This window comes from Bacillus sp. OV166 (genome assembly GCF_900177675.1).
Taxonomy (GTDB): Bacteria; Bacillota; Bacilli; order Bacillales; family Cytobacillaceae; genus Neobacillus.
Genome location: NZ_FXWM01000001.1, coordinates 6,431,251 through 6,453,095 on the forward strand (window position 1 = coordinate 6,431,251; position 21,845 = coordinate 6,453,095).

General features: G+C 40.3%; 24 protein-coding genes. 8 read left to right on the forward strand and 16 right to left on the reverse strand.

What is annotated here, in order from left to right; genetic code table 11:
* Window positions 1-29 precede the first annotated feature (29 nt).
* A complete protein-coding gene (gene cls / locus CCK98_RS31420; protein WP_088090164.1) occupies window positions 30-1,529 on the reverse strand; it encodes a cardiolipin synthase in 1,500 nt (499 codons plus the stop codon).
* A gap of 233 nt (window positions 1,530-1,762) precedes the next feature.
* Between cls and CCK98_RS31425 the strand changes: the two genes are divergently transcribed.
* Entirely contained in the window at window positions 1,763-2,221 is a 459-nt protein-coding gene (locus tag CCK98_RS31425; RefSeq protein ID WP_088090165.1) for a Dps family protein, read from the forward strand.
* Between the two features lie 280 nt (window positions 2,222-2,501).
* On the opposite strand, the gene CCK98_RS31430 is transcribed toward CCK98_RS31425, so the two are convergent.
* From CCK98_RS31430 to CCK98_RS31465, 8 genes are read right to left on the reverse strand one after another with little or no spacing between them, the layout of a single operon-like run.
* Window positions 2,502-3,101 carry a PP2C family serine/threonine-protein phosphatase gene (locus tag CCK98_RS31430; protein ID WP_088090166.1) on the reverse strand — a complete coding sequence of 200 codons (600 nt, stop codon included), beginning with the start codon at window positions 3,099-3,101 and terminating at the stop codon, window positions 2,502-2,504.
* Window positions 3,094-3,891, reverse strand: a complete 798-nt coding sequence (sigB, locus tag CCK98_RS31435; protein ID WP_088090167.1) for an RNA polymerase sigma factor SigB — start codon at window positions 3,889-3,891, stop codon at window positions 3,094-3,096. Before sigB ends, CCK98_RS31430 begins: the two co-directional genes overlap by 8 nt.
* Window positions 3,857-4,339, reverse strand: coding sequence for an anti-sigma B factor RsbW (gene rsbW / locus CCK98_RS31440; protein ID WP_088090168.1), 483 nt, complete (start codon window positions 4,337-4,339; stop codon window positions 3,857-3,859). The genes sigB and rsbW overlap by 35 nt, the downstream gene beginning before the upstream one ends.
* Entirely contained in the window at window positions 4,323-4,667 is a 345-nt protein-coding gene (locus CCK98_RS31445; protein WP_088090169.1) for an anti-sigma factor antagonist, read from the reverse strand. The genes rsbW and CCK98_RS31445 overlap by 17 nt, the downstream gene beginning before the upstream one ends.
* Window positions 4,668-4,725: 58 nt before the next feature.
* Window positions 4,726-5,724 carry a PP2C family protein-serine/threonine phosphatase gene (locus CCK98_RS31450; protein WP_088090170.1) on the reverse strand — a complete coding sequence of 333 codons (999 nt, stop codon included), beginning with the start codon at window positions 5,722-5,724 and terminating at the stop codon, window positions 4,726-4,728.
* Between the two features lie 14 nt (window positions 5,725-5,738).
* Window positions 5,739-6,140: an anti-sigma regulatory factor gene (locus CCK98_RS31455; protein ID WP_088090171.1), complete on the reverse strand. Its 402-nt coding sequence runs from the start codon at window positions 6,138-6,140 to the stop codon at window positions 5,739-5,741.
* Window positions 6,119-6,505 carry an STAS domain-containing protein gene (locus tag CCK98_RS31460; RefSeq protein WP_373408518.1) on the reverse strand — a complete coding sequence of 129 codons (387 nt, stop codon included), beginning with the start codon at window positions 6,503-6,505 and terminating at the stop codon, window positions 6,119-6,121. Before CCK98_RS31460 ends, CCK98_RS31455 begins: the two co-directional genes overlap by 22 nt.
* 2 nt (window positions 6,506-6,507) lie before the next feature.
* Window positions 6,508-7,335, reverse strand: coding sequence for an STAS domain-containing protein (locus tag CCK98_RS31465; protein ID WP_088090173.1), 828 nt, complete (start codon window positions 7,333-7,335; stop codon window positions 6,508-6,510).
* 206 nt (window positions 7,336-7,541) lie between these two features.
* Between CCK98_RS31465 and CCK98_RS31470 the strand changes: the two genes are divergently transcribed.
* Window positions 7,542-7,949, forward strand: a complete 408-nt coding sequence (locus CCK98_RS31470) for a hypothetical protein (RefSeq protein WP_088090174.1) — start codon at window positions 7,542-7,544, stop codon at window positions 7,947-7,949.
* A 180-nt stretch (window positions 7,950-8,129) separates the two neighbouring features.
* On the opposite strand, the gene CCK98_RS31475 is transcribed toward CCK98_RS31470, so the two are convergent.
* On the reverse strand, window positions 8,130-8,495 hold the full coding sequence (locus CCK98_RS31475) for a hypothetical protein (RefSeq protein ID WP_088090175.1): 366 nt from the start codon (window positions 8,493-8,495) through the stop codon (window positions 8,130-8,132).
* Window positions 8,496-8,851: 356 nt separating this feature from the next.
* Window positions 8,852-9,796, reverse strand: a complete 945-nt coding sequence (locus tag CCK98_RS31485; protein ID WP_088090177.1) for a magnesium transporter CorA family protein — start codon at window positions 9,794-9,796, stop codon at window positions 8,852-8,854.
* Between the two features lie 170 nt (window positions 9,797-9,966).
* On the opposite strand from CCK98_RS31485, the gene CCK98_RS31490 reads away from it, so the two are divergent.
* The 3 genes from CCK98_RS31490 to CCK98_RS31500 all read left to right on the forward strand — a co-directional run bounded on the left by CCK98_RS31490 (window position 9,967) and on the right by CCK98_RS31500 (window position 12,100).
* Complete coding sequence (locus CCK98_RS31490; RefSeq protein WP_088090178.1) at window positions 9,967-10,236, forward strand: hypothetical protein; 270 nt, start codon at window positions 9,967-9,969, stop codon at window positions 10,234-10,236.
* A 58-nt stretch (window positions 10,237-10,294) separates the two neighbouring features.
* A complete protein-coding gene (locus tag CCK98_RS31495) occupies window positions 10,295-11,023 on the forward strand; it encodes a hypothetical protein (protein WP_088090179.1) in 729 nt (242 codons plus the stop codon).
* Between the two features lie 252 nt (window positions 11,024-11,275).
* Entirely contained in the window at window positions 11,276-12,100 is an 825-nt protein-coding gene (locus CCK98_RS31500) for an STAS domain-containing protein (RefSeq protein WP_088090180.1), read from the forward strand.
* A 60-nt stretch (window positions 12,101-12,160) separates the two neighbouring features.
* On the opposite strand, the gene CCK98_RS31505 is transcribed toward CCK98_RS31500, so the two are convergent.
* Both CCK98_RS31505 and CCK98_RS31510 read right to left on the reverse strand, forming a co-directional pair.
* Window positions 12,161-13,456 (reverse strand): hemolysin family protein, encoded by a 1,296-nt coding sequence (locus CCK98_RS31505; RefSeq protein ID WP_088090181.1) that lies wholly within the window; start codon window positions 13,454-13,456, stop codon window positions 12,161-12,163.
* A 110-nt stretch (window positions 13,457-13,566) separates the two neighbouring features.
* On the reverse strand, window positions 13,567-15,072 hold the full coding sequence (locus CCK98_RS31510; RefSeq protein WP_088090182.1) for a mechanosensitive ion channel: 1,506 nt from the start codon (window positions 15,070-15,072) through the stop codon (window positions 13,567-13,569).
* A gap of 457 nt (window positions 15,073-15,529) precedes the next feature.
* Here CCK98_RS31510 and CCK98_RS31515 point away from each other — a divergent pair, with 457 nt between their 5' ends.
* From CCK98_RS31515 to CCK98_RS31525, 3 genes are all read left to right on the forward strand, one after another.
* The gene (locus CCK98_RS31515) at window positions 15,530-15,844 is read left to right on the forward strand and encodes a hypothetical protein (RefSeq protein WP_088090183.1); all 315 of its coding nucleotides are present in this window, start codon (window positions 15,530-15,532) and stop codon (window positions 15,842-15,844) included.
* A 26-nt stretch (window positions 15,845-15,870) separates the two neighbouring features.
* Window positions 15,871-16,041, forward strand: coding sequence for a CsbD family protein (locus CCK98_RS31520; RefSeq protein WP_088090184.1), 171 nt, complete (start codon window positions 15,871-15,873; stop codon window positions 16,039-16,041).
* A gap of 87 nt (window positions 16,042-16,128) precedes the next feature.
* Window positions 16,129-16,698, forward strand: coding sequence for a general stress protein (locus CCK98_RS31525; protein WP_088090185.1), 570 nt, complete (start codon window positions 16,129-16,131; stop codon window positions 16,696-16,698).
* Window positions 16,699-16,817: 119 nt separating this feature from the next.
* On the opposite strand, the gene nuoN is transcribed toward CCK98_RS31525, so the two are convergent.
* The 3 genes from nuoN to nuoL are packed head-to-tail and all read right to left on the reverse strand — an operon-like array spanning window position 16,818 to window position 21,715.
* Window positions 16,818-18,329 (reverse strand): NADH-quinone oxidoreductase subunit NuoN, encoded by a 1,512-nt coding sequence (gene nuoN / locus CCK98_RS31530; RefSeq protein WP_088090186.1) that lies wholly within the window; start codon window positions 18,327-18,329, stop codon window positions 16,818-16,820.
* 6 nt (window positions 18,330-18,335) lie between these two features.
* Window positions 18,336-19,847, reverse strand: a complete 1,512-nt coding sequence (locus CCK98_RS31535; protein WP_088090187.1) for an NADH-quinone oxidoreductase subunit M — start codon at window positions 19,845-19,847, stop codon at window positions 18,336-18,338.
* A complete protein-coding gene (nuoL, locus tag CCK98_RS31540; protein ID WP_088090188.1) occupies window positions 19,844-21,715 on the reverse strand; it encodes an NADH-quinone oxidoreductase subunit L in 1,872 nt (623 codons plus the stop codon). The genes CCK98_RS31535 and nuoL overlap by 4 nt, the downstream gene beginning before the upstream one ends.
* Between the last annotated feature and the right edge of the window lie 130 nt (window positions 21,716-21,845).

The window sequence follows — 21,845 nt, forward strand, 5'->3', positions numbered from 1 at the left end:
CCTTTTTTTTTTCTTCTATATTAGAAATTTTATAAAATTCCCGAAAATAGACGAGCAAATGATTCTTTTGCCTTTTCAGTAAATCCTCTTTTGTAAAATTCGACTGGGCGAATTCTCAGGCAATCCTCTAGGTCTTCCTCATAATGGGCCACTAGGTCTTGGATGGAATCTGTGCCTATTAAAAATAAATTCACTTCAAAGTTGAGACGAAAACTGCGCATATCCATATTGGCTGTTCCAATTGTGGCAAGGTCCCCATCAACAATCATCACCTTTTTATGGAGGAACCCTTTTTGGTACGCATAAATTTCAATTCCAGAACGCAGAAGTTCAGGTAAATACGACCGTGAAGCATATTGGGTGAGAAAACCGTCATTGGTGTCAGGCACCATAATTCGTATTTGAATCCCTTTTTTGGCAGCAATCCTTAGTGCTGTTCGAATTGCTTGATTAGGGACAAAATACGGCGATGCAATCCAAATCGATTTTGTTGCACATGAGATCAACGCATAATAATGATCACTCATCCGTTCGGTTTCGGGACCGGTGGCGACGACATGAACTAAACCATCTCCAGCGGCAGGTATGGGTTTCATATAGCGTTCGTCCATAACCAACATTTCCCCACTAACATACCTCCAATCTAATAAAAAAACGGCATGCAATGTTTGGACTGCTTCCCCTTCCAGGACGACATGTGTATCACACCAAAATCCGATTTCCTCGTCTTCACCAAGATATTCGACCCCAATGTTCAGTCCGCCGACAAATCCTGCCTTACCGTCAATGACAACGATTTTTCGATGATTACGGAAGTTAAACTTTTGATTATAAAGGCCGCTTTTAATTGGCAAAAAAGGATGGACCATGATTCCGGCCTCCTTCATTTTTTTAATAGCGGCACCTGAAAGTGTGATACTTCCCATCGCGTCGTACATAAGGCGAACTTCTACTCCTTCTTGCACTTTCTTGATTAAGATGTCGATGATCTCACTGCCTAATCGGTCATCTCGGAAGATATAGTATTCCATATGGATAAAATCGTTTGCTTTCTTAAGCGCACTTTTCATTTCTCGAAAAGTTTCCTCGCCATTTTTTAATATTTTTGTCTTCGTGTTGGTATTCGTTGGTGTGCAGGTCGCCCGATCCAAATAGTGAGCGAAATGATGCTGGTGATGATTAAGCTGCGAAAACTCGACTTTCTGTTTTTCCCTACTAATTGTTTCAAACACTTCACGATCTTTGATGCGCTTACTTTTAAAGAGGTAACCTTTTAAAAATAATTGCCCGGAATAGACATAGATGATATATCCGAGTACCGGTAAAAGCACTAGTATATGTATCCACAAAAGCGTGTTTTGTGCCGTCCGATTTTCCAGCATCAAGGAAAACACTGTAATCAAGATAATCACGCCGTAGAATGCCATTGATAACATTTTCGGCAGGAAAGGAACGTCTGTAAAAAACACCAAATATGCTAGAGCAATCATCATAATGACAAAAACAAATTCCATTCTCCGTTTTTTCATAACGTTGTTCTCCCCCATAATTTTATCTAGATACCCTTATGGGGTAATACCCGATTTATACGAAGATTAATCCTGCTCCTAAAAAAAAGATGCCCGCCCCCCGCAATTGAGGGAAAAGTCACCTACGCCTTTCGATAAACTTTCTTGGAAAAATTTTTTATATGGTTTCAAACGATGTAGTACGGGGTATGGAATAGATATCAACACTATTCCACTAAACGGAGGTAATGAAGATGGCAAAGGTAAAAGAAAAAAATAGTTTAGTAACAGAGGCTCTCAACACTCAGGTCGCTAATTTCTCAGTTCTTTATATGAAGCTGCACCACTTCCACTGGTATGTAAAAGGTGAAAATTTCTTCACCCTGCATCCTAAATTTGAAGAATTGTATAAGGAGTCGGCACTCCATCTTGATACCATCGCTGAAAGAATGCTGTCACTAGGCAATTTACCAACGGCGACACTAAAGGAGCAATTACAGGTCTCTTCCATCAAGGAAGCCACAGGCGACGAAAATGCCGCGGGAATGATCCAAGCACTGGCTGATGATTTTAACACCGTCTGCACCGAGCTTACAGAGGGAATCACCTTGGCCGAGGACAACGATGATCAACCTACGGCTGATCTGTTCATTGCGATTCGCACGTCCTTAGAAAAGCACCGATGGATGCTCGAAGCCTATCTGGCAGAATAAATAGAAAAGCGTAAGCTCCTTGCTCAGGGGCGACAGGCATAAGACGAGCCGGCGAGAAGGTTGCTCTTTAACCTTCTTGACGGATTGGCTTATGACCCCGAGCCCCTAGGCGCTGAAGCTAGACAGTTATCTATGTTCAAAAAGTTTCTTATCTTTTAAAAAGGGTGTCAGCTTTACAGCTGATGCCCTTTTTCTCTCTCACAGGCACTGTGAACGAAAAAAACAAAACACGTATCCAAAAACGGTTGGATACGTGTTTTGTTACGCTTATAATAGTAGGTTACAAGAGTTGACCGATAATATAGGTTAAGTCATCATTCCGTGTTTTGGTATACATTTTTAAATGATTCGACATCTCCTCAATCGATCGAATACTTGATAATAAATGTTTAATGGCGGGAATATAAATCCCGTCCGTATGCATAATAAACTTCGCATCTTTTTCATACGTAAACGTTTCAATTCCATATTTTTGCGGCTTTCCAGATAAATATCCATAGACAGGGACTGGATTGAAAAATTGACCTGAGGGCGAATAAAGAACAAAGCGAATGTTTCCTACGGAGCTATAAGTAATTTTTTTAAGTAAAAAGTCTACCTTAAAAAGAGATACGGTTGCACCTCTTTTATCCTTAAGGACTTTATTACAATAATCGATTAATACATCGACCTCTTCATAATGGTATTGTTCTACCACTTCCCGAATCGCGTTAGACGAGGCATGTGCGTATATCCCGCTTCCCAAACCGTCCGCAACGGCACAAATGAAGTAATTATCCGTTGTCTTAATAAAAAAACTATCGCCGTTACACACATTACCTTCCTTTTGAATCTGATACACTAAGGTTTGAATATATTGATTTGATTCAAGTTCAAGCATTTGTTACTCCTGTATTGGCATCCTCTTTGTTTAGTGCCTGTCGTAATTTTTGAATCGCCTTTTTTTGAAGTCGAGATACATGCATCTGAGAAATCCCCAAAGACTCTCCTGTTTCTTTCTGACTCTTATTATCGATAAATGTATAACGGAGAATTTCTATTTCACGTTCTGATAGAACATGCAGAACACTCTCAAGCAAGAGCCTTTGATCGACTCTTTTGAAACCATCGTCATGCGATCCGATAGTGTCGAGAATTGTAACCGTGCTGCCATCTGAGCCCGTTTCAATCGAACGATCCACAGATACAGCTTGATAACTTTTCCCCATTTCCATCGCTTCTAATACTTCTTCTTCCGACACGTCCAAATGCTCGGCAATTTCATGGATCTTTGGTGACCTTTGATGTTTATTGGTCAGTTCATCAACAACTGTCTTTATTTTCGTCCATAATTCCTTTACCCGTCTCGGTACATGGACTCCCCATGTTTTATCCCTTAAGTAACGTTTGATTTCTCCAATAACTGTTGGTATTAAAAATGTTTCAAAGGATGATCCAAGTTCCGGATCATATCTTCGTATTGCACCCAATAGCCCGACTATTCCTATTTGCATGAGATCCTCATGAAAGTTGCCGCCTTTTGAATATTTCATCACAAGGCTTCCGACTAGCGGAGTATAGTGGTCTACTAATATTTCTTGAGCTGACTTACTCTCATTTAGCTGAAAGTCTTTGATTAGGGCGTTGATTTCTTCCTTAGTTCTCTTCATAGCTCGAAATGGTTGTGTCATGACTTACACGCTCCCCACTTAAATACTTCACCATGAAGACCGTAACTCCGGAATTATCAAATACATGGACTTCATCCATGAGCGTTTCCATCAAATATAGACCCAACCCTCCCTCTACCAGTTGGTCGGTTGTAGTTGAGGCGGAATATGGGCCTAGTTTGTCCCTTGTCTGTTCAAAATTAAAACTCTCTCCATTATCAGCAATCATAATTTCTAGTTTATTTTCATAAATTCCAAATCCAACAATTGTTTCTCCGCCGGCATTATCTTTGTAAGCATGTTGAACGGCATTCGTACATGCCTCACTGACGGCAATCTTTAAATCTTCAATCTCCTCATATGCGTATCCCATTCTGCTGGCAATTCCTGATAACGTTAATCGGATTACCCCTACATATTCCGGCTTAGCAGGCATTTTCACTTCAATATAGTCAACTAATTGTTTCATTGTACCCCACCTCTGAGTTCGTAGAAATATCAATGATATTACTTAAACCTGTAATTTGAAAGAGCCGTTCCAAGCGATCCGACAAGTCCACGAGCTTTAATTCACCATCATTTTTCATTATTAGTTTGAATAAACCAATAAATACACCTAGGCCCGTACTATCAATATATGACACATCTTTTAAACTGACGATCAGTGATTGGTTTTGCTCTTCAGCGAGTGGTAATAATTCCTCTCGTAGCTTTGGTGCAGTGTATGCATCAATTTCTCCTGCAACAAAAACGAATGTCTTCCTATTATTTTCGTGTTTATCAACTTTTAAATCCATTCATTATCACCTCAGGAATTTAATCTATTTTTATGTACATACCCACACCCATGGAAGATTAAACATTTCTTCGAAAAATAATTAGCGTAAAATCATCATTCATTTTAAAGTTCTGCATCTTTTCCAAATCACGATAAATTTGTTCCACCATTTCTTGGGCGGTTAATTGCTTATATTTTTGAATTAAGTCAGTTATCACCGAACGTTCGATAAAACCATCTTCTGTTCTTACTTCCGTCACTCCATCCGATAATAAGACAATCATATCCCCGGGTTCCACTTGTTTTTGATACTGCTCATATGTAAAGTTCTGGTCCACGCCTAATACTAGACCTTTTGTCACGAGATCCTCAAATGAATTCGTAACGGAATGATAATAGAATCCTTGTTCATGCCCTGCTGCTCCATAGGTAAAGGAATGGTTAACTGCATCGTACATCCCATAGAACATGGTAATAAACATACCTTCATCCAGATTATCTTCTACGACTCTATTTATACTTTCTAAAACAAAGTGAGGACTTTTCCTAGACTCTGGTAAACTATCGATTGCATACTTGATCATCGACATACAAATGGCTGCAGGTATTCCTTTACCAATTACATCTGCAACGGCTATATGAATATTTTGCCCCTCTTGAATAAAGTGATAAAAATCCCCATTCATTTGTTTGGCAGGAATACTTGTTGCTCCAATATCTAAATCGTCCATTTGAGGAATAGATGTTTCTAGTAAATTTTCTTGAATGCTTGCCGCAATTTCTATTTCCGATTTAATTTCAAGCTGTTGATCCCGCATGCTTTGATGTTCCTGATAGGCTAAGCCATAGTCCATCATCACCTCTAAAAGAAAATCAAAGGACAATAAGACCTCTTTTTGAATATCCGGAAAAATTTCTTTCAACGCTTCACTATGTAAACTGACAATTTCCTCAGGAGAAATCTGTTGTAAAATCGATTTTCTACTAAATAGTTGTGCTTGGTACAACGCTTTTTCGGATGATTCTTTCAGATAACTGCGAAGCAAATGCCGATACCTTGATTTGAAAATTTCCATACGCTAGCATCCTCCTAACGAGTCCATTTTACCGTCTTAATAATCGTACCTTCCTCTAGTGAAGAGGTAATATCAAATTCATCCATTAGGCGCTTAACCCCCGGTAATCCCGCTCCTAACCCACCTGATGTAGAATATCCATCTTCCATCACTTTTCTAATATCCTGAATTCCTGGTCCATTATCAGCAGCGATCACCTTTATCCCACGTTTATCACGTCCATTTATGCGTTCAATCCGTATTTCACCTTGCCCTGCATATAAATAAATATTACGTGCAAGCTCAGAAATCGCTGTCGTGATTCTTGCCTGGTCAACTGTACCAAATTCAAGCTCTTTGGCAACATTTCTGCCTAGTTGCCTAGCTGCAACGATATCCCATTCGGTAATAATTTTCACATAGGATTCGTTCTCCATGCTTTCTCCCCCAACTCCCGTTGTAGTGTCTCTAACCCCTTTTCTAAATCTAGTGCTGTAAGCACCTCTTGAAGATGGATTCCTAGTTCAACTAATGTAATGGCTACAGCTGGTTGGATGCCAGTTAAAACTACTTTTGCCCCCATCAGTTTGGACATACTAATAACATCGCCTAGTACTTTTGCAATAAACGAATCAATCACATCGATAGACGTTAAATCGATGACGACACCATTCGATCCTGTTTCATGGATTTTATGAAGCAAATCTTCTTGAAATTGTATTGCCGTTTGATCATCAAGTTCCCACTGAATAGAAATAAGCAGGCAGTTATATAACTTTAGTATAGGTATTCTAGCGACCATTATTATTCCTCCGTTGATATGACCTTTCGATTCGTCATTTCCAAGGCAGCCTCAATTCCTTTTTGTAAGCTATTTTTTGTCATGACTTGAGTTAAATTAATTCCTAAATTAACGATTGTTTGTGCAATCTCTGGACGAATCCCAACGATTAAACATTTTGCTCCTACTAATCTTACGGCTTCGGATGCCTGAATAATATGGTGAGCAACCATCGTGTCTACGACAGGAACTCCTGTGATATCAATTAAGACAACTTGGGCGTGATGCTTAACAACCCCTTGTAATAAATTTTCCATAATCGACTTTGCTCTTTCTGTGTCAATGGTTCCAACTAACGGCATGATCGTAATATTATCAAAAATCGGGATAAGCGGTGCAGATAGCTCTTGAAGCGCAATTTTTTGTAAGGATACCGTTCTTTGCCAAGTTTCCGCAAACTGATTAAACACGGCAACGTTGATTGGACTAATCCATTTGTCATAATCCAAAATAAATTCAACTTGTTCCTTTTCTGAAGTCTTATCTGCCATGGGAAAGAAAACAACTTTTCCAAATTCACTTAAACTGTCCATAATAAAACCTAATGTCCAGCCGAGTTGAACTACTTTTTGAGTAAATTCACTGATCTTGCTTTCACTATTTTTCTGTTGATTGGTAGAACCATTAATTAGTAAATTTATATAATCATTGCAAATGTTGATATAGACTTTCTCTGATATCAAATTAGCTGCTCTTTGTTCATCCATAAGGATTAGTTTTTCTGACCACTCTTTTAAAATTTGCTCCCGATTCGTTTGAACATATTCTACTATTTGATTTGCTTTTTCCATTCATTTTCCCACCTAAACGGTTTCTTCGCTATTCGAAGAATTACTTGTTATGTAACATTATACCAATTTTTGCTAGCTAAATAATGAATCATATAGCATAGGTGCATAATCCTACTCTCTTTCATGTTTCAAACGAAAAAAAAGGGGTATACACAAGGTAGCAAGGAATCGTTGTATACTCATTTTTTCAAATAGGAGGAGACGCAATGGATAAAGAGACAATGCTTCAACAGTTTAAGGATTATGGATTTGAACAAGTGGAGTATTTAGGGAACTCCACGTATCGATTGCATATCATGAGTGATGTGACAGGAGCTTCCTACCCACTGTACGTAAAAACGGCCACCTCCGAAAAGGGCGGTATGTTCGTTCATTTCGAGGAAGCCGACTTTGAAGAAAATGATACCGTCCCGCTCCAGGTCCGTAGTGCAGCACTCGATATGCTGAAAGAATTAAAGCTATTATCCGTACCCCCATCAGTAGAAAAAAACAATAATGGCTCTATGGCACGGGATTTAGGTGAAATGAAGAAACTCGGCAAGGAAATGAGTAATATGAAAACCGGTACTCAGCAACTGGAAGAAGAAAATCTGATTCCCGATCCGCTCCAATAGCAGCAACATCCTCGTAACGGTCCTCTATAGGGGGCCGTTACTTTTGTTTGGACAATCACATGAAAGAAACGAGGCCTGGCACAAGTCGAATTTAAAACGCGAACATGACGAGTGATTATTCACTCGTCATATCCTTATCATTCAATTATATTTTTATAGTTCCTTACAAGTTAGGCCGACTTATAGATTCGATTTTGTTTCCTGATTGTTAGAATTGGCGTTCTTATCCTTTTTCTCAGTCTCTTGATAAGGTTCTTGTCTATAATTCTTGGAATTGAGATCGTCACCAGGCTGTCTCATCTCTTGAGCGTTGTAATTTCTAGACTCAGCCTCTCTTCCTGGCTGTCTTATCTCTTGATTGAAATTCCTAGAATCGCCCTCTCTATCTGGCTGCCTCATTTCTTCATTAAACTGCCTAGAATTGGATTCGTCACTTTGCGGATTTTCAAATTCCTGATATGCATCTTGTTCGGGTTTCTTAAAAGTAGTATCATCTTTACGGCCTGCTTCTTCCCTACTGATTGTCTCACTAGTATTCTTTGCCATTTGATTTTCCTCCTTTTAATTTTTAAAATTTTACTTCAGGTTAACTTGTAACCTTAATTATGTTGTACCACCCTTTGTAGGAACCTAAACTCTTTTTGATAGATTTGTTACTTCTGACCTATCTATCATCTATAGAAATCCTTTTCTATCAAGGCAATCATTCCATTATTTGAATTTGTTAAACTTGCCTGTTGATTTCCGCTCCAGGCGCGTGCGGTTCGCGGGCGGCCCGGGGAGCCTCCTCGTCGCTGCGCTCCTGCGGGGTCTCCCCTGCCCCGTCCTCCCGCAGGAGTCTTCGCGCCTTCCGCTCCAATCAACAGGGTGCCAAAATCAACAATAAGCTTTAACATAACCCATTATTTAAAAAACGAGCCTTTCTTTTTCCCTCTTAATAGGTCACCGGTCCAGCCATTAAATTTCAAAAATCCATAAAGTAGGATGGTTGAGGCTATAATTAGAACGACGGACATTATATAGCCGAACTTCCATTCTAGTTCCGGCATATGCTTGAAATTCATCCCCCATAATGCCCCAAACGCCATGACTGGGGTAAAGATCGTTGTGATGACCGTTAAGGTTTTCATAATTTCATTTCCACGATGGGAGGAGATGACTTCCTCCAAATTAATGATTGAATCAAGTTCATGTTCATATTCATTAAGCAATTCAACCGCCCGGTCAATCCGTTTACACGTCGTCTTAAAAATATCTCCCGTGCTTACCTCATTTAGATTGATCTCCTCTATCCCCATTTTTAACTCTTTTATCGGGATTAATAGATTCTTCCAGACTAATAGTTCATGCCTTTGCGTATAGATTTTTTCAAGAATACTCGTTTCATTTCGTTTCCGGACACTCCAGATTAGTGTTTTTAACGCATCTTCAAATTGATCGATCTCAAACAACATTTCATTCATAAGTTCTCCCAAAAAAATTAAAAAGCCATCAACCGGGTTTTCCGTTCGATCAATGAGCCTGAGTAGGTCCTCCGTATGGATATGTTTAAAGGAAGACAGCATCAGATCAACTGTAATCAATTGATCCGTACTTACATAAAAATGAAAGATTTTATAATCTAGTTCCTCTTCAAAATTTTGCTGATAAATAAGTGAGCCGGTCACAACCTTCTTTCCATTATCAAGTGTTTTTATCCGTAAGAAGTTTGTTTTATGTTCCTGCAGCTGTTCCAGCCATCCGGTGCTCCCGCAGTTACCATTTTCAATAATTGGTTCTATTCGTTCCCTGTCGTTTTTGTCAAATTGATACCACTTCCATTTGTTCGGTCCGATAGTTTTCTCCATAGAATCTCCTTTTGATAAAAGTTTTCCTAATTAAATCCCCTCATTTTAAAAAAATGAAACATTAGAAATAGGTTTTAAATGTAAGGAAACGGGTATGAAAGGATTAATAGAACTTAGTTGAAATGAAGTCCTATTTTAAGAGATTGTTAAAATCTAAAGGAGGTCTTGATATGAAACGAGTTTTGCCTATTACATCATTGGTTGTGGTTGGAATGGGGGCATCTGTAGCGATGTGGTTATCTTCTAAACCAAACAGAGTAAAAGCAGAAAGTGTCTTAAGAGACTGGAAACGTAAAATTAAACCTTCTCCTTTTGATAAAAGTGAAACACTCCCTATTGAAAAAGGAGGACACCCGCACCCACATGATCTAGAAGACAATAATATGGTCAGCGAAGGGGCTATGTATTCGGTTCAATTTTTTAATGAGAAAATGCAGTGATAATCGGTTGGGGCACGTTACTGCCCCAGCTAATTTTTTGACCATTTGAGGTGGTAAAATGAATTTATTTTTTTTACTCATCTATTTCATCATCATTACAGCCGTTATCGAAATTTACGTGGTTTTATTTCGGTTAACAGGGCTCAAATTGGAGATTTCAAGGTTTCAGGTCATATCTTTAATGACTGGCACTGGCTTTACTACAGGAGAATCCGAGCTTATTTTAGGTCACCCCATTCGAAGAAAACTTGCCACTTTCCTGATCCTGTTTGGAGCCTTCTCACTTGCAGTGATTATTTCATCAATTAGCAATTTCCTTTCTGACGATCTTAGAATGAATCACATTTTATTTGTAGCAGGTGGTGTCCTGCTAGTCTTTGGGGTATTAAAGCTGGCATGCATCCAGAAATTATTATCGAAATTATTTCATAAAAAAATGAAACAGAATATTGAGCTTGGTGATTTGCCCATCCGGGACGTATTTTTAACAGACAAGGAAGATTATCTACTAAATCTGCATATCTATAAAGACTCCTCTCTCTCTTTCAAAACGATAAATCAAGTGATAAAAGAACATGAACGGCTTGAGTTTGTTGTCATTTTTATTAAAAGAGGTGAATTGAAGATTAGAAGAAACATCTACAACGAAGAAATCCATGAAGGAGATCAGCTGTTTTTATTTGGAGAAAAAGAGGTTATCACCGAGTATTTTAAAGATGATATGAACATCATGGAAGAAAATTTAAAGAATAAACATCATACTTCGTTAACTAGGCAGTTTAGTTGAACAAAACACTTTAGGACAAAGGACATAATTTGCAGCATAAAAAGCTAATAGAACAAAAAAATCATCCCGGAGGACCTCAGGGATGAACTTTTTATGTTCTTATCTTTTTTTTTTCAAAAAAAAATGTTTCGTTGTTCCACAAAGCGGGTATTGATACTTGGCAGGGTGTAATTTAACAGCTATTGGAAAGGTATAATCTTTTGCGAAGCTTTGAAATAACATTTTTTATCACATAAGGAGGAGGAACAAACTTTGAATAACTTTTATGACACTAAAAATATTTCGGCTTATATTATCGAAAACAAAGAAGAATTTCAGAATAAGCTGTTATCCGAGGCTGTCAATGTTGCCTCTAATATTGAGCGTATTTTACAAGCTGGAAATATTGATCTTTTAAAAAATGCTCAAAGGCTAGTTCTTTACGTTGTGGAAAATAGAGCAGATGAACTCATTGCTTTTGCTAATGAAGAAGGAGTGGCTTGGGCGAGATTTTCTTTAACTCTGGCGTTCAAACTAGAATGGGTACATGCCATTAGACGTGCCTTATGGCATTTCATAAAACTTTATGATCAATTAAATGAGAAAGGCAATTATATTGAAGATTTTTTCGAATTGGAACATAAGGTTAATGATGGGATTGATGAATTTCTAAACACCTTTTTCATCAGCTATTCACATTTTAAAGATGAATTAATTCTTTCACAAAGGAAATTAGTTGAACATCTCTCGGTTCCCATCATACCAGTTAGCACAACTGTAGCTGTATTGCCGTTGATTGGTACGTTTGATTCTTATCGAATGGATATTATTGAAGAAAAAGTTTTAACGGATATATCAAGGTTAAGGATTCTGACATTGATTATTGACCTTTCGGGAATATCGGACATGGACGAAGGTACCATTTCTCATTTTCAAAGAGTATTGATTGGTGTAACGTTGATGGGTGCTAAATCAATCATAACTGGATTACGCCCTGAACTTGTAAGAAGAATGGTTAATTTAGGAATTGACCTTCACAGTTATACAGAGACAAAAGCAACGTTACAGCAAACATTAAATGAACATCTTGTTGTTTAAGACTCACAGGATTTAGAATGATAATTAGAAGAGCTTGGATATTCCAAGCCTTCTTTTGTTTTAAATCTTTTTTACTTCTAAATTCGAAATGTGATAACCACTGATCGTGTGGACTTTGAACTGATATCCTTCTGTTATAACTTCACTACCATTTTGGGAGTCAAAGTTTTGTGATAGAAACCAGCCGCCAATTGTAATTATTCCTGCAGTCGCTAAGTTTGTACCGAGTAAATCATTTACGTCCTCTATTAATAGTTTTGCATCTACTAAATAATGGTTCTCCTTGATCTTTTGAATCTCTGCAACTTCATCCGCATCAAATTCATCTCTAACTTCTCCGACGATTTCCTCAATAATATCTTCAACTGTAACCAACCCAGAAGTCCCACCGTATTCATCCATTAGGATGGCCATATGTGTACGTTCTTTTTGCATTTTCACCAATAAGTCATGAATGGGAATGGTTTCGATCACGTAAATAACAGGATTGATATAGGATTTTACCTTCAACTCTTCCGTATTGCCTTTATTCATTATTTTAGCTGTTAAGAGCGCTTTAACGTTTATGATACCGATGATATTATCTATATCACCGTCCGTTACTGGATATCGAGTATAATTTTCGCTTTTCACCCTCTTAATAACTTCATTAATCGTGTCGTCCACCGTAAGGCTGCTAATTTCCGTGCGAGGGACCATGATTTCTTTTGCCAATCTCTCATCAAATTCAAAAATATTGTTTACATATCGTAATTCATTCTGATTAATCTCGCCGCTCTTATAGCTTTCTAACAAGAGGATCCGCAGCTCTTCTTCGGAGTGAGCTGATTCCTGTTCGGATGCTGGATTTAAGCCAAATAGACCAGCCAGCAGACGGGCAGAACCATTTAATAGCCAGATAAACGGAAACATGATTTTGTTAAACCATATGATTGGCCGTGAGAAGTAAAGCGTTACAATCTCCGCTTTTTGGATTGCTATTGTTTTCGGCGCCAATTCACCAATTACTACATGTAAAAAGGTAACTGAAGCAAAGGCAAGCCCAAAGGATAAAATATGTGTAACAGATTCATTTAGGTTTAGTACCGTTAACAATGGGTGCAGCAGCCTTTCTACCGTTGGTTCTCCTAACCACCCCAACCCGAGTGCCGTTACTGTGATTCCCAGTTGGCAGGTTGAAAGATATTCATCGAGATGGGATACTACCTTTTTAGCTGCAACAGCACCTTTCTTTCCTTCCGCAATCAATTGATCAATCCTGGATGGGCGTACTTTTACGATGGCAAATTCAATTGCGACAAAAAATCCAGTAAGTGCGATTAATAGTGTGATTAAAAGTAAATTTATTATCATCAAGAGAAGTTTCACTCCCTCTCTTTTATTAAAAATAACAATCCGAAATCATCTGAGTTTCGGATTGTTATTCGTGCGATCAGGTAACAACCTGTCCCTTTTTCTTAAATCTTTTATTCTACTATTTTCTTGTCTATTTTATTATCTAGCTTACCTAAATATTTCGTGGCAAATTCCTTTCCTCCTAGACCGAAGGCGAGGCCGAATGCTAATGCTACTCCACCTAATACGAGAATAAAGGCAGCATTTACGATGGAATGAGCAACCCCAAGCTGGTCTAATGCCATAAAGACAGTAACTGCAAAGATTGCATATTTCCCAACAGCTGCAAGTGTCCGCGAGTAGCTGTTCTTTAAAATGTTTTGTAAAATACGTTCTACTAAATGACCTAAATATAATCCAACTCCTAAAATAACTAGTGCAGCGAATAACATCGGTAAATAAGCAATCACGCCTGTTGCAAGAGTCACTAAGAACTCTAAGTGGACAATTTGTAATGCTTCCACTGTAAATAATAAAACAATCACTATTTTTGCGAGCATACCAACGATTTGTGAAAGATTGTACTTGGATTGCTCTGGATTTAATGAGCCAATGCCCATATGGTGAAATAAATTATTAAATCTTAAGCGCCAAAGCATTTGAGTAACCATTTTTTCGACCCATTTTCCAAGCCATAAGCCCACCAATATTAAGATTACCGCCACAGCGATGTTTGGAATGAGGGAGAGCACATGATGAAGCATCGTTATGGCCGGGTCGGAAATTCCTTTTAGGTCGAGTTTTTCTAGGGCTGTAATAATCGTCGGAATTAAGATTAAGATAAACACAATATTGCCAATCATACTTGAAAGTGTGGTACCCTCACCTGTCGGGCTCAACCCAAACCGTTGACCAATTCTCTCTGTACCAATACTTCTTAAAAAGTTTGTTAGAATATCACGGACAATTTTAGCAATAAGCCAGCCGACAAAGACAATCAGTGCGGCAGCAAATAACTTAGGTATAAAGGCAAGCAAAGTTGATAGGGTGTTTGCGAAAGGTTCAGAAACACCTTCCATTTGCAATGCATCTAAGACACCTGGTAAAAATAGTAAGAAAACAAAGTAGAAAAGAGCTTTTGCGATACTATTTACCTTACTTACAGCATCCGCTGGATTATTTGTCATCTTCCATTGGACTAAAAGACGTTCAAAATGAAACATTGCTGAGGCCTTTTTAAAGAGCATACGAACGAGTGAGGCAACTGCCCAAGCTAGTAGTAATATTAAAGCAGCCTTTAAAACGTTCGGAATCGCTGCTGTAATGATTGATAACATTTGAACCAGTGGTGCGGCAATCAAGCTTAAGTTCAGCATATTAAAAAAGATAGTCCACACAAACACTAGTAAAATATAATAAACAATTTTTCCAATAATCACTTCAGAGGAGTATTTTCTCTTTTCAAAGTTTGAAAAAAGCTTATCATCAAAGCGTGTTTTCTTTAAAATTGCCTCGACACCTTTACCGATACTCTTTGCAATCAGCCAGCCAACCAATAATACAAGCAGGGCAAACAGCAAGTTCGGAAGCTGATTAAAATAAGAGTACCAACCCGTCATCATTTGATTCATATCCATCGTATCGATCTCCTTTTCCTAATTTTTTTCAGTTTCCAACTTATTTACGTAAGTAAGTTTTCTATTGGATATATAACCCTAATAAAAGAAATGAAACCTTATTTTTTTTACTATTTGGTTCATACTCCATCAAAAATAATTTTTTCAAATAGGAATCAGAGGCTCTCAAAAAAGGGCCTTTAATAGAAAGAAAACGATTTTTTATTCTGGTATGGATCATCCATACCCTACTCTCGAAAAAAATGAGGTTTCGTATTTTATACAGTGGGAATATAACCAATATGCAAACGAAAGGGGCTGAAAGGTATGAGTTTAATAGCAAATCCAATAACCATATTGGCACCATTAACCTCCCACGTTTACTTATTGGATGAGATTTCATTGCTTAACAGCAGATAGCGCAGCTCTTGGCACTTCTAAAAGATACTTACCGTTCCATTAGAAGGAGGAATCAGCAATGACTAGGAATTGGAAGAAAAAATTATTAGTTGGTGGAATGGCTGCTTCCCTTACATTCGGCGGATTAGCCGGTTGTGGAGATGGAGTCGACCAAGATAATGGCATTAGTGATGGACAACAAAAAGATGCCGTAGATAATGATACACAGAAGGAAGCAAACGGAACGATGAAGGACGCGAAGGCGAACATGAAAGAAGCTATGAATAATGTAGAGAAAAAATTAGAAGATAACGGTGTTGGTGATGGAGTAGATCAAGATAATGGTATTAGCGATGGTGAAAAGAAAAATGAACTAGATAATAAAAATCCATAAGAACAAATACTAGGAGGGTAAACAATATGAATAAGGATAAATTGTCAGGTAATGTAGATCAAGTAAAAGGTGAGGCTAAAGAGCAATGGGGTCATTTAACAGATGATGATTCAAAGGTAGCAGAAGGAAAAATGGATAAAGCAAAAGGCAAAGTAAAAGAAGGCGTTGGCGAAGTAAAAGATAAACTATCAAGATAGTAAACATTCACATTGGCAGCCTATTGATGATACTACTATATTCATTTTTTATAAAACATCCAAATTTTAAATAAGAGGAGGAGTAAAATGAACAAACATGAAAAAAACATTGTAGGTGTGTATCAATCCGAACAAGAGGCTATTGCCGCAATTGAGGATCTTGTAAAATGGGGATACGATAAGTCAGAAATCAGTGTAATCGGTAAAGATCACAATCACGTTGATTACGTTACCGAAGAAACAGGCACTGCAGTCGAAGATACCGCAGCAACAGGTGCGATTACAGGTGGGGCACTTGGTGGCGCAACAGGATTATTAGCTGGACTTGGCGCTCTTGCCATACCGGGAATTGGCCCGATTGTCGCAGCAGGTCCAATCGCCGCAAGCATAATGGGTGCTTTAACCGGTGCAGGTTTAGGAGGATTAACTGGAGCACTGATCGGACTTGGAATTCCAGACGATGAAGCCAGGTATTATGGGGAGTCCGTTGAAGAAGGTAAGATCTTAGTCCTAGTCAAGAAAAGAGAAGACTCTGCCCATAATATGGTCGACAGTGAAGAAGAGCCCCCTTTAGACGTAGAACCAACACCTGATCATGAGGAAAACCGATTCAATACGATTAGAAATCGAAACCCTGCCTTGAGTAACAAATATTAAGTAAATAATAGATACAAAAAAAGAAGAGGTTCCCCCACCTCTTCTTCTTCATATTCATATAAAACCCCTTTAAATTAACCGGCCGCCTTCCCCCAAGCAGCCTAACTCTCCCTTAACAACTAGCTGAAAAAGTCTGCTAAGATATCAAGGTTATTTTGCATAAAATCTAAAGCGATATTCGGCATCACACCAAACAGCACCGACCCAACCACAGCAACAATCAAGACCACAATAATTCCGAATGGAAGATTGAACTTGCTGTCATCACTTGCCGGACGGAAGAACATTTGCGTCATCACACCGAAATAGTAGAAATACGAAACGACCGTCGTCGCAATCATAATCGACGCAAGCACATAATGCGGTGTACCATAAAATGCCCCGATAAAGATGTTTAATTTTCCAATGAAACCAGCTGTACCCGGGAAACCTGCCAACGAAACAAGCAGTAAGCCCATCACGACTGCAAGCACCGGCGAGCGGCGATACAATCCAGCAAAATCAGCAATCTTCGTTGAACCTGTTTTTTCGCTAACCACCTGGATGACCGCAAACGCGCCAAGGTTCATGAACAAATAAGCGAGCAAGTAGAACCAGATCGAATAAAACATATTCGAGCTTAAAGATGTTAACGCCACTAAAATATAGCCGGCATGAGCGATACTTGAGTAAGCAAACATCCGTTTTATGTTCGACTGCTTCAAAGCAATCACGTTACCAATAATCATGGTCGCCCCAGCGATAAAGGCGATATAGTCCTGCATCTCTAGCAAAATCGGCATTTGTGGATTTCCAACCGATGCGGCAGAACCAAATACTGTTAACAAAATGCGGAGTACAATCACAAAACCCGCTGTCTTCGAAACCACACTTAGAAAAGCGGTAACCGGTGTTGGCGCCCCTTGGTAAACATCTGGTGCCCACATATGGAACGGGGCCGCACCTAATTTAAAGGCTAATCCAACAAAAACCATCAAAAATGCCAAGGTTAACAAGTACGCTTGCTGGCTATCCGTAACCGTGGACAACCGGCCGGCAATGTCGAGCAAGTTGGTGGAGCCTGTTAAGCCATAGATATAGCTCATCCCAAACAACGTAATCGCAGTCGAAATTCCGCCATTGATGACGTATTTCATCGCTGATTCGTTAGACTCTAAATGATACTTGCGGATCCCCGCTAAAATATAAGAAGAAACAGTTAACAATTCCAAGCCGATAAACAGGGTAATTAGATCGCCGCTGGATGTCATAATCATCGCACCGAGCAAGGCCGATAAGAACAAGTAATAAAACTCGCCGCGATATTCTTCCAAGCCGTCTTTCGGCTCATAGCTGACGGCCAAGAACATGACCAGACCTGCACCCGCAAGCAGCAATAATTTAAAGGCCATCGCAAAACTATCTAAGCGGAACGAATTCTCCAAAATCGACGTCACTGGTCCGCCGACCATGCCAAGCACAGAAACGATCGCTGCAAAAATGGCCGCAATCCCGATCCAGCCGAGAATTTTTCGATCCATATTTTTCGGCATAAATAAATCTAAAAGTGTAAGAAGTGCAGATACACCAAGGATGATGAACTCTGGCGTCATGGCACTCCAATTCATTTGCTGCAAGGTCTCAAGACTCATCCTTCATCACCCTCCTATCCCTAGCATGATCGTTTCAAGTGTAGTTTGTAGCGGTGCGCTGAGGACACTTGGGAAAACACCAATTAAAACGATTAACAACATCAAAATGACAACCGGCACGAATTCCACGCCTTTCAGATCAAGGACGCCGGTAAATTCACGATGTGACTTGCCGTACGTAATCCCTAACACCGCGCGAAGCAAGTAAGCCGCCGTCATGATAATCCCGATCGTACCGACTGCGGCAATCCACGGCATTTCTTTGAAAAGACCGAGGAACGCCATAAACTCACTGACAAATCCAGACATCCCTGGCAAGCCAAGCGACGCCATCCCTGCAGCCAACAAGAAGCCGGCTGCAATCGGCATGCCCTTCGCCATTCCGCCCAGATTCTCGATCAGCGATGTATCGGTGCGTTCATAAAGGATGCCCACCAAGAAGAACAACAGCGCGGAAATCAATCCGTGCGAAATCACTTGGAAAATCGCCCCCTGAACCCCAGCCTCATTCATCGCCGCAAGTCCGATTAACACAATACCCATATGAGAAATGGATGAATAAGCCAAAACCATTTTAAAGTCTGTTTGAATGAACGCTAGGAACGCCCCGTAGAGGAGGTTAATCACTCCAAGGACAGCAATCAGCGTCGCAAGTGTCTTAAATTGCTCGGGAAAAATCCCCATTCCAAAACGAATTAATCCGTACGCACCGATTTTCAGGAGAATCCCTGAGTGGATCATAACAACAGATGGCGGCGCTTGAACGTGTACCTTCAGCATCCAGCTGTGTAATGGGAAAATCGGTAATTTTACACCAAACGCAATCAATAAGGAAATGAACAAGCCAAGCTTCAAGTCGCCAGACAGCGGCGCATTTTGATCGGCCATTATTTGGACTAACGCATCAATGTTTGTTGTCCCTGTTTTTGCAAACAGAATCATTATCACTATAAGCAGTACGGCTGACCCTAAGCCGTTATAAATTAAGAAGCTGTAAGCTGCCTTTTCTTTTTCAAAATAACCCCATTTTCCGATTAAGAAGAAGGTCGGGATTAAAGTGATTTCAAAGAAGATGAAGAACAGAATTAAGTTTTCGGCGGTAAATACGCCGAGCATTCCGATTTCTAACAGAAGGAAGAGCATGAAATAGCCTTTCCATTCCTTTTTCACAAACTTTGCCGCCGCAATCGCTGACAGCGTCGCTACGACCGCTGTGAGGACGACCAACAAGAGTTGAAAGCCGCTCAAGGCAAGTTCATAGTACACCGAGAAAACTGGCTCTTCGACGCCGGTCATGCCGCGGAACTGAATCCACGGGACGGATACGGTAAAGTCCGCCAAATCCTTGCCAAATTGATAATGAAGATAGGCCGCTAGGGCCAACAGTAAGGCCGGCAGTGTGGCTAGGAAGCCAACCGCTTTAATCGCTTTTTCCGCCGTTTTAGGCATGATAGCCAAAACGATGATACCTAGTAAAGGGGAGAATACTAGGATTGAAAGAACAGATGTTAAATTCATCGTAAGTACCCCCCAGTTAATGCAAAGATGACAACGAGTACCGCTAGCCCAATAAAGGCGACCGCGCCGTACGTTTGAACCTGTCCGGTTTGCAGCTTCGAACCTGCTGCCCCAAGACCTTGGACAATCCCAACCACACCCTTGACGATTCCGCCGACAAGGAAGACATCAATGAAACGTAAGAAATAGCTTAGTCCTTTGGTGAATGCGACGATCGTCAGTTGATAGAACTCGTCGACGTAATATTTGTTCGTTAAAATCGTGTGTAATGTATCCCCTGTGCCGCTTAACCAGTTGCGGGCCACAGACCGCTTGCTGTACATCAGGTAAGCAAGGTAAATTCCCGCTAAGGAAACAACCGTTGCGGCAATCATGATCCAGCTTGGACCTTCGACGTGGCCATGGTGCGCGAGCGCTTCGTTGCCATCAACAAGCCAGTCGCCAAGGAACGTTCCAAACCAAGGTGTATTGACATAACCGGCAACAATCGCCAGCACTCCAAGGAGAATCATCGGGTAAGTCATGTTGGCTGGTGATTCATGCACATGCTTTTGTTCTCCGCGTGCTTCACCGGTAAATACCATGAAGAACAAGCGGAACATATAGAAAGCGGTCATAAATGCGGCCGCAAGTGCGAGTAAGAAGAGGAATGGATGTCCGCCTTCCCAGGCCGCAACTAAAATTTCATCTTTGGAGAAGAATCCGGAAAGCCCTGGGACACCGCTGATCGCGAGTGTTCCGATTAAGAATAGCGGTCCGGTTAGTTTGAGCTTTTTCCAAAGTCCGCCCATTTCTTCGATGTTCTGAGTATGTACCGCATGAATGACGGAGCCGGCTGCTAAGAATAATAGCGCCTTGAAGAATGCGTGTGTCATCAGGTGGAATACCCCAGCAACATAACCGGCAGACCCTAAGGCAAGCATCATGTAGCCAAGCTGTGAGACCGTTGAATACGCGAGGACGCGTTTGATATCGGTTTGCACAAGACCAATGCTTGCCGCAAAAATCGCGGTAAACGCACCAATCACGGCGATCGTAAGGAGCGCTGTTTTGCTTGCTGCGAACAGTGGAAATAGTGCCGCTACCAAATAAACCCCGGCCGCTACCATCGTCGCCGCGTGGATTAAGGCCGAAACAGGCGTCGGACCTTCCATCGCATCCGGAAGCCAGGTGTGAAGCGGGAACTGACCCGACTTACCAACCGCCCCGATGAAAATAAGAATGGCAGTTAAGGTGATCATGGTGCCTGACACCGCACCGGCATCAACGGCAGCGAAAATTTCACTATATTCAAAGCTTTTGGTTTCCCAGAATAGCAGAATCATGCCGATAAATAAGCCTACGTCCCCGATCCGGGTCATAATAAACGCTTTTTTCGCGGCCGCCTTCGCTTCGTCCTTGTAAAAATAAAAACCGATTAATAGGAAGGAACCGACACCGACAAGCTCCCAGAAAATATAGGTTTGCAGCAAGTTTGGTGAAATCACCAGACCAAGCATTGCAAACGTAAAGAGTCCTAAATAGGCATAGAATACTGGAAACCGCTCGTCCCCTTGCATATAACCTTTGGAGTAGGTATGTACTAAGAAACTTACGAGCGATACGATAAACAGCATTAATGCATTTAATTGATTCACTTCAAAGCCCGCTGTTAGATGCATATCTCCTATCGTGAGCCAGTCAAATTTCGTAACATAGGTTGGCTCAGAAAAGCGCTCGAATAATACCAAAATCGAGTAGACAAGCGAAGCCAATGTGAGCAGAATCCCCACATACGCACTCGCCTCCTTCAGTCGCTTCCCGAAAAGAAGAAGGATCAAAAACGATAATAGCGGGAAAAGCGGTATGAGCCATGCATTCTCCATCATTATCACTATCCCCTTAGACACGGGCGGTAGCTGTCACCACCCGAGTTTTGTCGAAAGTTATTTTTATCTGGTGCCTGACACCCTTCGTGGACAAATCCGCATAAATGTCCGCGTACAGTGGACAACTCAA